The organism is Pedobacter sp. (genome assembly GCF_040513095.1).
In the GTDB taxonomy this organism is placed as follows: Bacteria; Bacteroidota; Bacteroidia; order Sphingobacteriales; family Sphingobacteriaceae; genus Pedobacter.
Genome location: NZ_JBEVDX010000136.1, coordinates 44290 through 59514, shown reverse-complemented (window position 1 = coordinate 59514; position 15225 = coordinate 44290). Strand labels below are relative to the sequence as shown.

General features: G+C 38.1%; 20 protein-coding genes. 10 read left to right on the top strand and 10 right to left on the bottom strand.

The annotated features are described in order from the left end of the window. Positions 1-171 precede the first annotated feature (171 nt). The 9 genes from ABWY16_RS15655 to ABWY16_RS15615 all read right to left on the bottom strand — a co-directional run bounded on the left by ABWY16_RS15655 (position 172) and on the right by ABWY16_RS15615 (position 5749). The gene (locus ABWY16_RS15655; RefSeq protein WP_353905589.1) at positions 172-462 is read right to left on the bottom strand and encodes a hypothetical protein; all 291 of its coding nucleotides are present in this window, start codon (positions 460-462) and stop codon (positions 172-174) included. A gap of 1 nt (position 463) precedes the next feature. Continuing rightward, positions 464-1165 (bottom strand): glycosyltransferase family 2 protein, encoded by a 702-nt coding sequence (locus ABWY16_RS15650; protein ID WP_353905588.1) that lies wholly within the window; start codon positions 1163-1165, stop codon positions 464-466. Beyond that, a complete protein-coding gene (locus ABWY16_RS15645; RefSeq protein WP_353905587.1) occupies positions 1162-1830 on the bottom strand; it encodes a glycosyltransferase family 2 protein in 669 nt (222 codons plus the stop codon). Before ABWY16_RS15645 ends, ABWY16_RS15650 begins: the two co-directional genes overlap by 4 nt. 76 nt (positions 1831-1906) lie before the next feature. Then, a complete protein-coding gene (locus tag ABWY16_RS15640; RefSeq protein WP_353905586.1) occupies positions 1907-2599 on the bottom strand; it encodes a glycosyltransferase family 2 protein in 693 nt (230 codons plus the stop codon). Then, positions 2596-3252, bottom strand: a complete 657-nt coding sequence (locus ABWY16_RS15635) for a glycosyltransferase family 2 protein (protein WP_353905585.1) — start codon at positions 3250-3252, stop codon at positions 2596-2598. Before ABWY16_RS15635 ends, ABWY16_RS15640 begins: the two co-directional genes overlap by 4 nt. Positions 3253-3265: 13 nt before the next feature. Continuing rightward, positions 3266-3958, bottom strand: a complete 693-nt coding sequence (locus ABWY16_RS15630; RefSeq protein ID WP_353905584.1) for a glycosyltransferase family 2 protein — start codon at positions 3956-3958, stop codon at positions 3266-3268. Then, positions 3955-4677 (bottom strand): glycosyltransferase family 2 protein, encoded by a 723-nt coding sequence (locus ABWY16_RS15625; RefSeq protein WP_353905583.1) that lies wholly within the window; start codon positions 4675-4677, stop codon positions 3955-3957. Before ABWY16_RS15625 ends, ABWY16_RS15630 begins: the two co-directional genes overlap by 4 nt. Before the next feature lie 6 nt (positions 4678-4683). Continuing rightward, entirely contained in the window at positions 4684-4944 is a 261-nt protein-coding gene (locus ABWY16_RS15620) for a hypothetical protein (RefSeq protein WP_353905582.1), read from the bottom strand. Between the two features lie 79 nt (positions 4945-5023). Further along, a complete protein-coding gene (locus ABWY16_RS15615; RefSeq protein WP_353905581.1) occupies positions 5024-5749 on the bottom strand; it encodes a glycosyltransferase family A protein in 726 nt (241 codons plus the stop codon). Positions 5750-5897: 148 nt separating this feature from the next. Between ABWY16_RS15615 and ABWY16_RS15610 the strand changes: the two genes are divergently transcribed. The 5 genes from ABWY16_RS15610 (at position 5898) to ABWY16_RS15590 (ending at position 9526) form a co-directional block, all read left to right on the top strand. Then, positions 5898-6620: a glycosyltransferase family 2 protein gene (locus ABWY16_RS15610; RefSeq protein WP_353905580.1), complete on the top strand. Its 723-nt coding sequence runs from the start codon at positions 5898-5900 to the stop codon at positions 6618-6620. Between the two features lie 322 nt (positions 6621-6942). Continuing rightward, complete coding sequence (locus ABWY16_RS15605; protein WP_353905579.1) at positions 6943-7506, top strand: hypothetical protein; 564 nt, start codon at positions 6943-6945, stop codon at positions 7504-7506. A gap of 24 nt (positions 7507-7530) precedes the next feature. Further along, a complete protein-coding gene (locus ABWY16_RS15600) occupies positions 7531-8253 on the top strand; it encodes a glycosyltransferase family 2 protein (RefSeq protein WP_353905578.1) in 723 nt (240 codons plus the stop codon). An 80-nt stretch (positions 8254-8333) separates the two neighbouring features. After that, positions 8334-8525 (top strand): cold-shock protein, encoded by a 192-nt coding sequence (locus ABWY16_RS15595; protein WP_353905577.1) that lies wholly within the window; start codon positions 8334-8336, stop codon positions 8523-8525. A gap of 143 nt (positions 8526-8668) precedes the next feature. Beyond that, a complete protein-coding gene (locus ABWY16_RS15590; RefSeq protein ID WP_353905576.1) occupies positions 8669-9526 on the top strand; it encodes a glycosyltransferase family 10 domain-containing protein in 858 nt (285 codons plus the stop codon). A gap of 10 nt (positions 9527-9536) precedes the next feature. Here the strand turns inward: ABWY16_RS15590 and ABWY16_RS15585 are convergent, their stop codons facing one another. Then, a complete protein-coding gene (locus tag ABWY16_RS15585; protein ID WP_353905575.1) occupies positions 9537-10175 on the bottom strand; it encodes a glycosyltransferase family 2 protein in 639 nt (212 codons plus the stop codon). 129 nt (positions 10176-10304) lie between these two features. Between ABWY16_RS15585 and ABWY16_RS15580 the strand changes: the two genes are divergently transcribed. The 5 genes from ABWY16_RS15580 (at position 10305) to ABWY16_RS15560 (ending at position 15106) form a co-directional block, all read left to right on the top strand. Then, a complete protein-coding gene (locus ABWY16_RS15580) occupies positions 10305-10973 on the top strand; it encodes a glycosyltransferase domain-containing protein (RefSeq protein ID WP_353905574.1) in 669 nt (222 codons plus the stop codon). A 105-nt stretch (positions 10974-11078) separates the two neighbouring features. Further along, complete coding sequence (locus tag ABWY16_RS15575) at positions 11079-12833, top strand: glycoside hydrolase family 127 protein (RefSeq protein WP_353905573.1); 1755 nt, start codon at positions 11079-11081, stop codon at positions 12831-12833. A gap of 153 nt (positions 12834-12986) precedes the next feature. Beyond that, positions 12987-13844 carry a glycosyltransferase family 10 domain-containing protein gene (locus ABWY16_RS15570; RefSeq protein ID WP_353905572.1) on the top strand — a complete coding sequence of 286 codons (858 nt, stop codon included), beginning with the start codon at positions 12987-12989 and terminating at the stop codon, positions 13842-13844. 4 nt (positions 13845-13848) lie between these two features. Next, entirely contained in the window at positions 13849-14394 is a 546-nt protein-coding gene (locus ABWY16_RS15565) for a GNAT family N-acetyltransferase (protein WP_353905571.1), read from the top strand. Between the two features lies 1 nt (position 14395). Further along, a complete protein-coding gene (locus ABWY16_RS15560) occupies positions 14396-15106 on the top strand; it encodes a hypothetical protein (protein WP_353905570.1) in 711 nt (236 codons plus the stop codon). Positions 15107-15225 lie beyond the last annotated feature (119 nt).

The window sequence follows — 15225 nt, the reverse complement described above, 5'->3', positions numbered from 1 at the left end:
ATTTTGCAGTGTATAGGAACTAGGTATTTAATCTTTGTAGAAATTTCATTGTAAGGTACTTGATCTTGTTTGGTAGTAAACAATAGAATCAGCCCGTAATTATTCTATTGTTTAACTACCAACTGCTAAGTGAAAGTTAATTAAAATAAAAAATGATGTACTACCATATTGTCATTTCTTGATTTCATTTGCTGGCACCTCCGACATCCTAACCTCCAATGGGACAGGTGGGAAATGGGAGAAGGGTTGCCCTTTTCTTTTAGCTAAAGCACGAATAATGTAAAATAGTAAACCGGGTGTACCATCTAAATCTGGTCTACGTTCAGGATCACCTGGAATTTCATCAGCAAATATTGCCGCTAAATATGGACCATCAACTGTATCAGGAGCTTTTTCTAATATCTGATAACTATCGGAGTCGCAGATATCCATGTCGTTATTAATAAATTGATACCAAGGCATATTATTTAATATAATTGTATTGCCTACTCTGTTTAAGGTTTTCGGCGTTCCCCTCAAATTTTACATCCATATACATAATCGCGTTTTTTTTATGTCTCGGATCTTCAAAAGGTTTTAGTGTCGTATTTCCTGCATGCAATGTTGCTATAAAACCATTAGGATATTCATGAGCATAAATTCTTGCACCCGAGTTCCAGATGTAGTCATAATCTTCACCAACATGAATATCTTTAAAATGATGTTTTTCCCAGAAAGACTTTCGATAACACATTGTCGCCCCAGAAAGCCAAGGACGATCAGTGTCCTTATTATCATAGTTCCAGAACTTATTCACCAAAGGAGAATAAAATAATATCTGGTTCAAACCTACAATGTCTGCTCCGGATTCTTCCAGTGCCTTCACCTGCCTTGTCATCCAGTCATAAGGATAATAATCATCATCATCCCAGTGCATAATAATTTCTCCAATTGCTTTTTCACAAGCATAATTTCTCTTATTTCCTATACTACCAAGTGGTTCTGTATAAAAGTATTTAATACGATGATGATCAGGTATTAAGGATTTGACAGATTCTTTACCATCATCAATTATTACCAGTTCAGCATCCCTATAATCCGAATTGAGAAAATGATGTACCGCCAGGGGAATAAAATTCGGTCGATTGGCTGTAAGCATGATACAAGACACGCGTGGTGAACTCATAACTCAGCCTCCTTTTTTGGTTCAACCCAACCCACTGCATTCTTTTTATGTTTGGGATTTTCCACAGGTTTAATGCTTGTGTTATTGGGATGTAGAATTGCAATGAACCCTGCAAAATAATCTAGTGCAAAAGTTTTTGCACCTGAATTCCAAACGAAATCATAGTCTTCACCTACCTGAATATCGATGAAATTATGCGCTTCCCACAATGACTTTCGATACGCCATCGTGGCGCCACATAGCCAAGGCTTTTCTTCATCCAAATCTTCATACATCCAACGTTTATTGACAGATGGAGAATAAAAAACTACTCTGTTTAAACCGGTAATATCCGCACCAGACGTTAAAAGTGCATCAACCTGTCTGCTAACCCAATCATGCGCATACCAATCATCGTCATCCCAATGCATTATGATCTCACCACTGGATTTTTCACAGGCGTAGTTCCTTTTGACCCCAATAGTCCCCAGTGGTTCAGTATAAAAATATTTAATCTTAGGATTATCTGGTACTAATGCAGATACCGATTGGACACCATCATCTACTATGATTAATTCTACGTTCGGATAATCTTGATTTAAAAAGTATTCTATTGCTAAGGGGATGAATTTTTCCCTGTTAGCCGTAGGCATAATACATGATACAAGAGGTTGATTCGTTGTCATAATATTTAATTATTTCTTATAAAATTAGATAATAAACTATGTGATATTGAAGGTCAGGTGTCCCATAAACCCATGTCTATTCAATCATTTGAGCTACACTATTTGCGAGCTCGTCATCGAGTAAACGACTTCTTTTGAGAAAAGATTTGAAATGGGAATAACCCCAGGTATTACCATCATGATAAACATAAACATACAGAAATGGAGCTCCACCAATATGTAATAGTTGTCGTGTAGCATCCAGCATATCAATGATATTACTATCTTCCCCACGATCCATATTACTATATTGATACTCAGTAAATACCTCCCTTTTGCATAACAGCGTGTTTTCCCATGGATAAAGGAAAGAAAGGTAAGCCCGCTGGGTAGTGGCATCGTACAGAATCAATTGATTTAAAATCGATGCTTTAAACTTTCCTCCTGATTCTTTGAGATTATGATATTGATAAGATAGCCGGCTTACATGATACCAGTCATCGTCATCCCAGGTACATATGTATTCACCATTGGATTTCGCAACCGCCTGATTCCTTGCCTCGCCAAGACTAAGTTTATCATCCCTTTCCAATTTTATTATCCTTAATTCTCCTGCGGAAATTATCCTGTCAATGATATATCTGGTTAATTTATCCTTGATAGGATAAGATATTATAAGTTCTTTATTTGGATAGTCCTGCAATTTAAAATATGAAATTGCCTTTTGAAGTTTTGCTATTCTGTTGCTGGTAATACAGATACAGGTGATCAATGGATACTCGGTTTTCATAGAAATTTTGATTGGTTGTGACCACGCTTTTCTCTGGGATGTTCAAAATATTTGGTAGTGGTATTGTGCGGATGTAAAAGAGCTACAAAACCATCGATATAGTCGTGCGCATAAACTCTTGCACCGTGTCTAGTAATAAACCCATCATCCTCACCGGTATTCTTATGTTCAAAAGGATGTGCTTCCCAAAATGTTCGCCAGTAGGCGAGGGTGGCTCCGCTTAACCATTGCTGTCTGTAACCCTTGTTTCTGTTCAAAGAAGTTCCTGTCCAGAAGGTATCAGTAACAGGGGAGAAAAAGTGTACATGCTCAATTCCACACATGTCTGCATCAGATTCCTTTAAGTAGTGAACCTGCCGACTAACCCAGTCTGCAGCATACCAGTCATCATCATCCCAATGCATAATAATTTCTCCAGTTGATCTTTCACACGCATAATTACGCTTTGCTCCAATAGTGCCGATAGGCAGAGAATAAAAATATTTTATTCGTTTGTCATCAGGAATAAGGGAAAGGACGGAGTCTTTCCCGTCATCTACAATGACTAATTCGGTGTATGGATAATCCTGACTAAGGAAATTGTCAATTGCCAAAGGGACATATTTCTGCCGGTTAGCAGTCAACATGGTACAAGATACAAGTGGTGTTTCCATATTTTTCGATTGATTAACTGATAAGTTCTCGAATGCTTGCAGTAACTTCATCCGATAGGAGTTCACTTTTCTTCATTAAATACTCGTAATGCTGGTAGTTCCAGGTGTTTTGTCCATGATATATATAGACGTATAAGAATGGGGATTCCTGAATATGATGCAGAAACTTTTTACCATCAAGGAATTTAATTATATGTGTGTCTTCCCCACGGTTTTGGTGTGCGTACTGGTTCTGCATAATAATTTCCTTCCTGCATAAAAGCGTATTTTCCCAGCAATAGGAAAAGGACATGTAAGCTTTTTGAGTGGTATTATCAAACAATAATACTCTCGTCAAAACACTTGCATTAAAGCCAATTCCTGTTGTGTTCATGCTATTGAATTGGAAGGACAATCTGCTGGGATGATACCAGTCATCATCATCCCACACACAGACATAATCTCCTTTACATTTAGAAATAGCCTCATTTCTCGCATTTCCAACTGATTCCTTATCAGATCTTTCAGTTCTGGTGATAGGAAGATCAGATCTCCCCATGAGATCAGCTATGAGTTCTTTGGTCTGACTATCATTGAAAGGATAGGAAATCACAAGTTCTTTATTCGGATAATTTTGCGACGCAAAGCAATTGATCGCTCTTTTCAAAAACTCCGTTCTGTTATTAGTTACACAAATGCAGGAAATCAATGGATATTTATCTCTCATGATACACTAAGCTTTATTTCTTGTTTTAAATATTCAGAGATGCCATATGCAAATTCTTTTTCCAGGGGATCACTTTTTCTGGTTAGGTATTGATAGGACATCCGATCAGTTTTATTTTGACCATGATACACATAGATGTATAGTTGCGGATTAAAGTCAGATTGCAGCAAAAGATTATTTTGGTGCAAATAGTTAATTACTGGTGAACATTCGAATTGATTTGAATTTATACACGGATGTGCCAAAAAATGATCTTTCCTGCAGAGTAGTGTACCCCCCCAATGGTAAGGGAAAGATAAATAGGCTTCGCCTTTACCCGAATCAAATAGAATGATCTGCGGAACTACACTGGCTTGAAAGTACTTCCCGTTTCCTTGTAGCAAGTTGTACTGATCTGCAATGCGACTGAAGAAATAAATATCATCGTCATCCCACATGCATACATAATCCCCGTTGCATTTCGCGACAGCATTATTTCTGGCTGTGCCGATGGTTTCCCCCGGATCTCTTTCTATTCCTAATATTTTTATATCAGAGATTTGCTTTAGCCGGGCAACAATACTCCTCGTAACTTCGTCAGTGCGAGGATAGGTTATGACCAGTTCAGTATTTGGATAATTTTGCTGGTCAAAAGATAAGATTGATTTCAGCAACATGCCCGGTCTATTGTGGGTGACGCAAATACAGGAAATCAAGGGGTGTAGGGGCTTAATCTTCATGGTACACTAGTAATCTTTCAGATAAACAAACTTTTTTGCGCCAACAGGAATTTCTGGTTGTAATTGTCCAGTACTTAAGGCTGTCCGGATATACACTTTCATATTATCCGACAATGGGCTGACTGGCTCCCTGTCTATACCTTCAGCATAGATTGCGCAGATCTTATCACCGCACAAGCACATGTGTTTGCCTACAGGAACCTTTATATATTTTGACGAATCCAGCGGATCATCACCGCCGATAAAAAAATACCACGATTTAGCCATGTGTTTGAATTTGATGTTGTTGTAAAATTATATAAATCAGCTGCAGGGAAATAAGGCCAGTTGTCCCATAATTTATCATCTAAATAATTTCTACAGGCAGCTGAACCTGCCACTCTAAATGGTGTTTTATGCTGTCAGAAATCTCGGTGGGTATAGTTTCACTTTGATTGACAAGGAATAAAAATGTGCTGTACCTGATTAAATTTCGTCCATGAAAAACAGAGATGTATAATGATGGTGCCGGAATTGAGCAAAGCAGCTGGTTGTTGTTTAGAAAATTCAGAATCCCTGCATACTCAAATTGATCAGCATCTAAGCAGGGATATTGTACTAGGTGATCTTTTCTGCAAAGTAGCGTGCACGCCCAATATGATGGGAACGAAAGGTAGGCGGTTTGATTAAATTGGTGGTAAAGTAATATCTGGGAAAGGACATTCGCCTGAAACAAGCGTCCATCACTATTCAAGGTAGTATACTGGACAATTAGCCTGGATTCTTCATAAAGATCATCATCATCCCACATGCAGACATAAACTCCAGTAGCGATGGCAATAGCATTGTTCCTTGCCATACCTATAGATTCATTTTTATCCCTTTTAACACCGATAATTGGTACTGATCTATAGTCCAACAAGTGCTGAACAAACTGTTGCGTTTTGTAATCAGTCTGAGGATAAGAAATAACAAGTTCTTTATTTGGATAATTTTGCTGCTCAAAAGAAATGATGCACTTATAAAGCATTTCTACTCTGTTATCAGTAACACAAATGCAGGAGATTAAAGGGAATTGTGATTGGAAATCCATTGCCATTTTTTATTCAAGATAGAAAGGATTGTGTGCTGGCTCTAGGGTCATCCGACTCAAAATAATTTGCCCAAATGTATTTTTAGACCTATTGATTATCTTAGAATCTTAATGTTTCTATCAAAAAATAATTATTAAATCAGTAAACATGGAAGAGAAAACTGAAATTGATGTGATAATAGTGAGTTATGCACAAACTGATGAACTCAAACAAATCACCATTAATGGAATTGAGTCATTGATCTCATCAGAGGATCCTAATACCATCAAATTTAATGTGATTGTGATCGAGTCAGAGAAGTCTATTGCTCCTTATCAATACCCTTATAGTACTACAGTATATCCAGAGGTCCCTTTTGGTTATCATCGCTATTTGAACATAGGCATAGACATGACTTCATCACCTTATATCTGTATCTGCAACAACGACTTACTATTTCATAAACATTGGGCAACAGAAATATTAAAACCTTTCCAGCAGTTTATTGATGTGTACAGCGCTTCTCCAGTCTGCTCCATTCATCATCCAAAATTTGGCTTCAAATTAAATGACGGTTTCAAAATCGGATATAGAGTACGGTACGAGGTTGCAGGCTGGTGTATTTTCTTTAGAAGGGAAATCTTGAAAGTTATAGGCAGGTTGGATGAGAATTATATCTTTTGGTGTGCAGATAATGATTATGCCAATGCGCTTTACTGCATGAAGCTTAATCACCTATTGGTGACTTCATCTGTTGTGGATCATCTAGAAAGTAAGACCTTAAAAAAACAGTCCCATGAACGCGAATTAGAACTCACCGAAGGAGAAATGTGTTATTTTAAAAAAAAGTGGGACCCACGATGGGGAGAAGAATGGAAAGAAGTAAATTGAAATTGCACCACACTCAACCATTATAAACAGAATAGGGATTAACCGAACGATACGGCTCTGGAGCTGTTCCTGTCACATAAAGGCATCTAGCCAGAATGATAAGTAAAATCACCAAAATAAGAAATAATAACTTCATTAAAAGATGTCTCATAGTCAGCCTTTTAATTGAAGTTATTATTTAAAGAGCTGAATTCTAAGGGTCAAAAGCGTCATAAGACAATGGGGCCAAAAGTCCCAAATTAACACCCTCAGCTTCTACAATTGCTTTTCTTGTTAACTTGTCTTAACTAAATATTCCTGAAATTATTTACCTGAAACGCTTATGAAGTTGATAGAAAAAATTGACCGCCATGAAGTACTGCGACGATGGGCGGTGGGAGAAGTGTATTCCCAATTCTTTAATCCGGTGTATGAATCCAGCAGGCAAGATACATTAGCGATGCTTTTGTCTGGCAACAAGTACCTGGAAAAGGAAGGAATAGAAAGCGTTCTCGAGTTAAAACAAGGTCTGGTAGATTCAATTTCACTGTATATTAACTGGTACAGAGCTTATCTGGAGATTAATAAATCAGATCTCGACATGGTATACACGCTGCAGCTACCAGGATGGGAAAGAAATACTGAAGGTTCCTACCTGATTTCCGATGCAGCGAGAAACATACAGAAAGTACCATACCTGGACTCTCGTGTTACAGGAATCTACCGGGCTCTAAAAAACAAAGAAGTAAAGCTGGAGGGAATAACCCTGCTGGCTGTAGATAAAGTTGGCCCCTATGTAGCTGTTGAAGGCACTGGAAGGCTGACAAGTATTTACATAGCCCAGCAACTTGATCATCTTGATTTACTGGATAACAATCAGGTTGAAATTACTTTGGGTTTGTATTAATGACGGACATTAACAAATATAACCATGGAAGGTATAACAGAAATAGATATCATCATATTAAGCTGTGGGCAAAACGAAGAATTAAAAAGTATTACAGAAAACTGTATCAATTCTTTAATCGTCTCTGAAAGTCCCCATCAGATTAAATTCAATGTCCTCGTAATTGAGTCACAAAAAGATCTGATGCCTTTCCAATATGAAAACTCTACGACTATCTATCCTGAAGATAGATTTTCTTACAACAAGTATCTGAATATAGGCATCGAGTTGACTGAGTCAAAATTTGTTTGCCTGTGCAACAACGATCTGATTTTTCATCCCAGATGGGCAACCGAGATTCTAAAGGCATTTAACCAGAATGCAGATCTATCCAGTGCTTCACCTGCATGTTCTAAACATCATCCTAGAATGGGGTATCAACTAAATAGTGGCTTATATACTGGTTACCGAAGCAGCTATGAACTGGCTGGCTGGTGTGTTTTTTTAAAGCGTGACGCATTACGTATCATCGGTAGGCTGGATGAGAATTATAAATTCTGGTGTGCTGATAATGACTATGCAAATATGCTGTCTGTATTGCGCCTCCGTCATGCATTGGTGTCGTCGTCGATTGTTGATCATCTCGATGGTGCAACTTTTAACAACCGGATCGAGAACGATGATGAGCACATAACAGATCTTGAATTCTTTTATTATGAGAAGAAATGGAACTACCGCACTGACGCCCTTGTGTGGAAGGAATTATGATTTAAAATATAATTCTAAAATTATAAGCAAAGTCAAAATATTATCTGTATGTTTGCAGCTCAATATAATATTATAATACAATGCAAGAAGGAGTAGTAAAATTTTTTAATGAAACTAAAGGTTTCGGATTTATTGTACCAGCTAATGGTGATAGTGAAATCTTTGTTCATTCAACAGGCCTAATGGCTAACATCCGTGAAAACGATAAAGTTACTTACGATGTAGAAGATGGCCGTAAAGGTCTGAATGCAGTTAATGTTCAACTAGTATAATTACCGCATTATAAATCAGGCCCCGGCTGGAGATAATCCATCCGGGGTTTTTTGTTTTATGGGACCATTGTCCCAAAAATGCCCGCGTAATCTTAAGGCAACAGATGATTCTTTATCTTAGTTTCTAACCAAAACTCACGTAGATGAAGATTAAATTTTTTTCCGACTATACCACATCCGAAGATCTTCTGGTAAATTTTAAAGCAAAGTATACGATATCAGATGATCAGCTGAGCTTTACCCTTGACAATGATTATGACTATGCAGTTGTTTTTAATCGCGCTGTAGAACTGATTAAAGAGTCAGCAAAGATCATCACCATTATTCAGGAGCCCTCCTGGAATGAAGTCCACCAGATCAAAACCTTTTTAACTGGCAGCGATGTACTGATTATCCATGATCCGGATTTGTTTGAAAGAGTGCATGGGATCAAACTGGGTGGTAAAGTAATCGAATCACCATCCTATATGTTTTATTACGACCGGGTCGCAAAATCAGCATTCACCGGGGTGGAAAATATACAGAAGGAAAAAAAACTGTCAATGATTGTCTCTTCCCTGGGCTCAGCGAAAGCTAATTATAGGAAAAGATTGGCGCTGGTGGATAAAATAATAGAGTCAGACCTGAATATTGATATTTACGGCAGGGGACTTGACTTAAGAGATGAGAGATATAAAGGAGCTTTAGACTACAAATATATGGGCTTGATCCCTTATGAATATTCTATTGCCATTGAAAATTGTAATGAAAAAAACTACATCACTGAGAAGTTTGCAGACTGCCTGTTGTGTAATACAGTCCCAATTTACAACGGCGCACCCAATATTGCTGAAGTCTATGATGAAAGATATTTTAAAACAATAGATCTCAATAGTCACAGTATTATTGAGGATATCAGGAAGATCATAAGCATTCCCGCACCCGGCACAATCGTAAACCGGGACATATATTTTAATAAGCTGAATTTATATGATAAACTAAAGGAGATCATATTTTCATAGTAAATACTGTTTATCTGTTTTTCTTCAATCGTAAATTTTCAAATGGCTTCACCGTAGTGTTGTCAGGATGAAGGATAGCAATAAATCCATCAATATATTCGTGGGCATAAACCTTTGCATCCTCGTGTTGCACAAATTCTTCATCTTCCCCTTTTTGAAGATCCTTAAATGGATGTTTCTCCCAATAACTTTTGTAGTAAGCCAGAGTTGCACCATGTAGCCAATTTTTTTTATTTGGATCATTGCGGTTATCTGCATCACCATACCAGAATGACCCCATGATCGGTGAGAAGTGATGCGCATGTCTGATCCCGGTGATATCTGCTCCAGTTGTAAAGAGAAAATTTACTTCCTGGCTGATCCAGTCAAATGCATGCCAATCATCATCATCCCAATGAATAATAATACTGCCTCTGGCTTTTTCAATTGCATAGTTCCGCTTTAGGCCAATGGTACCTATCGGTTCAGTATAAAAATACCTGATCTGAGGATTGTCAGGTAGTAAATGTCGTATGGGAACTTTCCCGTCGTCGACAATTACCAGTTCTTTATTGGGATAATTCTGCTCTGTAAAGTAAGCGATGGCAAACGGAATAAATTTCTCCCTGTTCGCAGTTGGCATAATGCATGAAACTAGTGGTAGGCCCATATTTTTTTTTGCAGCAATTTATAAAGGATTGATTTCCATAAACAGGGTCAAATGTCTCATAAGCGCCAGCAAAAGAGCTCACTGCGCACCTGATGCTTATCTTAGAGAATAACCAAATAAAAAAATAACATGAAAAAAATAAGACTCATAACAGCGTCATTCGGAAATGATAAAAAGGAACTGACTGTAAGATCGCCAATCATGCATGACGACTATATTATTGATCAGATCTATTACAACAATACCAACACCAAATCCAGAGTCAACAGCTTACATCCCAGAACTAAGGGCAAAATTCCTAAAATGATGGAGTGGTATGAACACCCCGGTTATGACTATTATATCTGGGTAGATTCTAAATTTACATTGCTTGATGGCTTTATAGATCACATGCTTGAATATGCAGGAGACGAAAGTGCAGATATTTGTTTTTTCAGACATCCGGAAAGATCATCGTCGAAAGAGGAAATGGATTTTATGAGTGACAAAATGAGAGTGGGTGATACCTATCTGCTGAGTCGCTATGAGGGCGAAATTATGGAAGAGCAGCTGAATAAATACCTGGCTGATCCATCCTTTATTGATGATAAACTGTTCTATTGCGGCTTATTTATGTATTCTAAGCGTTTGGTTGAAAACAGAGAAAGTAACCTGATGACAGACTGGTTTCTTCATTGTATTCTCTACCATACCCAGGATCAATTATGGTTCCCGTATTTACTGCATAAGCATAAAGTAAATTATAAAGTATATACCCCTCATATGTTGCATAATAATTTTATGCTGTACAATGTCTGATCTTTATAATTAATTGTATGCAAAAAGTAACGATGAGAATAGGACATTGGTCCTAAAATCAATACTTTATGAAAGAGCCTGAAGCAAGGCTCTTTCAAATTAAATATGATATACAAAACGGTACCAGTCTGTTTCTTTTTCCTTTTCTTAAAGTTATCTGGCCAGGCACAATCACCGGTATCAGGTCTAAAATCAATATCCTTTACTGATATACAAGTTTCTGGGGAACTTGCAACCCGCGCGCTGAAAAATTATGATCGTCTGGAAAGCAGCATTTATACACCAGCTAAGGTTTTTCCTGTATTAAATCTAAATGTTCCGGTTCAATGGCCAGGGGATATTGAAGGAAGGATTATTTTGGGGCTGGTATTGCAAGCACAGGCCACGCATAGAGAACCAAAGTATCTTTCAGAAATTATTCGCCTTCTGCCAGAAAAGGTAAATAAGGATGGATATTTTGGACCAGTGCAAAAAGATACAATCAATGAGCAGCAGCTCTCTGGTAATGGCTGGTTTTTAAGGGGATTATGTGAATATTACAAATGGAAAAAAGACCCAAAAATAAAGGGATACATAGCAAAAGTGATCAGGAATCTAGCCCTACCAACAAAAGGTCAGCACCGCATTTACCCTATTGATCCCACTATAAGGAATAAAACAGTAGGAGCAGCATCTGGCACAACTCAAGCTACTGTAGGTCATTGGAAGTTGTCTTCCGATATTGGATGCAACTTTATATTTATGGATGGTGTGGTTCAGGCCTACGAAATTGTGCCGTCTGAAGAATTGAAAAGTTTAATCGATGAGATGATTTCCCGCTTCCTCGAAATGGATCTCAAAGCTATGAATGCACAGACGCATGCAAGTTTAACGGGGCTAAGGGCGTTGTTACGATACTACACCATGACGAAGAGTTCCAGACTTCTGGATGAAGTGCGCAAGCGCTATGGGCTGTACCGTTCACATGCAATGACGGCCAACTTCGAAAACTTCAATTGGTTCGGACGACCGGAATGGACCGAACCATGTGCGATCGTAGATTCTTACATGCTTGCTGTGCAGTTATGGCAAATAACTGCAGAACCGCTTTATCTGGAAGATGCCCACCATATCTACTTTAACGCCATTGCAAATACCCAGCGGGCAAATGGGGGCTTCGGCTTAAGTAATTGCACCAGACCAAATTTCAATTCGCTGCGGGTGGATATTGATGAGGCTTCATGGTGTTGCACTATGCGTGGGGCAGAGGGGTTGGCAAGTGCCGTGAAGTACAATTATTTTACTGGCACTGATCAATTGGCTGTTCCGTTTTACTGTAACAGCAAGGCTGATTTGAAATTAAAGGATGGAATTGTTACCATTCAGCAGACATCAGCATATCCCTTCAGGGGAGTTGTTAATTTTAGTATTCTCAAGTCTTCACTAAAGTTTTCAGTTCTGATAAAATTAATTGCACCTTCCTGGACAAACAACCATAAACTCAAAATAAATGACGTTGAAATCCCTGTGCTAATCAAAGATGGATTTATAGTTTTTCGGAGAAAAATGATCAAGGGCGACCGTATCGAACTATCATTTTTACAGGATTTAAGTCCTGTAAAAATGATTAATGACGAATATAATTTACCAGATTTCTATACAATAAATTACGGCCCGCTTGTACTTGGATACAATAATAAAGATAAGCAGGAGCAATCTTTTAAAGCAATCCCTGAATTCAAAAGAATCTCTGATATGGACTGGCTGGTTGAAGGTACTGAAAAGCATCTATCACCAGTATATCATTTACTTGACCCCCAGGTCAGCAAGGAATCCGGGCATTCCAAACAAGTACTTTTTAGAATTGATAATCAAAGATAATGCTGATAGTATTGGTGCGAATATTGTCAGTTTATTGTAGCTAAGGCCGGGTTACCCGGCCTTTTTATTTGGAGGACAACTGTCCCATAATCAGGTGCTTACTATAAAATGGATGTGTCAATGCTTATCTTAGGAATAAGCAAATTCGCATCAATGAAGATCAAGTTTTTCTCCAACTATGACAGGCCTGAGGGCTTATTAAAAAGATTCCTTGCAAATTACAATGTTTGGGATAATGAAATATCATTCACTATTGCCGAAGATTATGATTTCGCGGTTGTATTCAATCAGACAAGTGATCTTATTATGCCTTCCGCCAAAATTATAACGGTAATTCAGGAACCCTCCTGGAGTCCTGCACATCAATACACGAAGTTCCTGAAAGGTAGTGACTATCTTATTGTGCATGACGCTAAGCTATTTGAACAGAAACTTGGGTTTAAATTAGGCGGCACAGTGATTGAATCACCATCCTACATGTTTTACGATGACAGGGTGGACAAAACCTTTTTTCATTATGCCAGCAGTACTCAGAAAGTAAGGAAGCTCTCTATAATCGTGTCTTATTTAAATGTACCCCTTGGGATTTATCAAAAACGTACCGCCCTGCTCAAAAAGATACTGGAATCCGATTTGGATATAGATATCTATGGACGGAAACTGGCCATTAATGATCCGAGATATAAGGGTTACATAGATTATAAATTCACCGGCCTTCTGCCATATGAGTATTCGATCGCTATTGAAAATTCAGAAGAGAAAAACTACCTGACAGAAAAATTTGTGGATTGTGTGCTCTGCAATACTATCCCAATTTATCATGGCGCACCAAATGCTGCTGATATATATGACAGAAGCTATTTCAGACAATTGGATCTGGATAGCCCAACCGTTATTGAAGATATCAAATCAATTATAGCCATACCTGCACCATATTCAACGGTGAACAAAATGATCTATTTCAAGGAATATAATCTGTATAAAAAACTCAAAGAAATCGTGCTTAATTAAAATTATGACCTCTTTTGATAAAATCAGGCTGGAAACTTCCAGATTATACCTCTGTCCACTAACTTATAATCAGCTTTTGAAATATGCTGCTCTTGACGACTCTCTGGAGTTAGAATTAAGACTTTCCCCAAGAGCAAGGGAGCTGAATGAAGACTTTAAAAACACCATAGAAACTTATCTGATTCCCTACATTAATCAGCACCCGGATCAGATCCTGTTTGCTACGATATGGATAATTATTCATAGGGAGCAAAATATCGCAGTAGGAGACATTGGGTTTAATGCCGGCCCCAGTGAAAAAGGCGTCGTAGAAGTTGGTTATAGTACCTATCCGGGCTACATGAACCAGGGATATATGACAGAAGCCCTAGCTTCGATATCAGCCTGGGCATTTCGTCATCCCGGAGTGAACATTATCATAGCGCAAACGGACAGGGATAATGTAGCAACACACCGAGTATTAAATAAAAACAATTTCATGCCCTTTGCCGAAGCTGACAACTTCTTATGGTGGAGGCTGGATAAGGAAAATCAGGAAAATTATTCATAACATGAAAAAACATTTAATCAGTTATGGCGATTCAAACTACGCCATGCAGAAAGAATTTTTAAAGGAAACAGCACTGGCATCAGGTTTTTTTGACGAGATCAAAATTTTCTCGGCAGAGGATATCGACCCGGAGTTCGGACAACACATCTTTCGCTTTGTGAAGGGCGGCAGAGGAGGAGGTTACTGGGTTTGGAAACCTTACTTCATAAAACGGGTGATTGATGAGATTGCGGAAGGTGACCTGCTGTTCTACGTGGATGCTGGTTGTATGATCAATGGCAAAGCGAAGGAAAGATTCGATCAATATGTGTCAATGGTGACAGCGGCCGAAACAGGTACACTGGATTTTGAACTGCCATTCCCGGAATTTCAATACACAAAACAGGAGGTGTTTGAGTATTTTAGTTCTCCGGATGTAATTCGCAGATCAAGTCAATTAATGGCTACAATTATAATTTTGAGGAAATGTAAACATGCTTTGATGTTAGTCAATAAATGGTATGACACCCTAATGGATGATTTTTCTCTCTTTACTGATGAGGTGATTTTAACGCAAAATGATGCTTTTGTAGATCACAGACATGATCAAAGTATTTTCAGCATCATTCGTAAGACTTATGGGGCAAACATCATTCCTGATGAAACATACTTTTTGGACTTCTTAAAGGATGGTCAGGATTCTCCGATCTGGGCAACGCGCCTCCGCGGATAAGTACCAGAAAAGATTGTAAATAAATATCATTCAAACAGCTGTTGCTAAAACTATTTAACACTAGAGGTCTGTAATTTAGATGCTTACCTATATTTTTTCACAAGGATTATCTGTATATA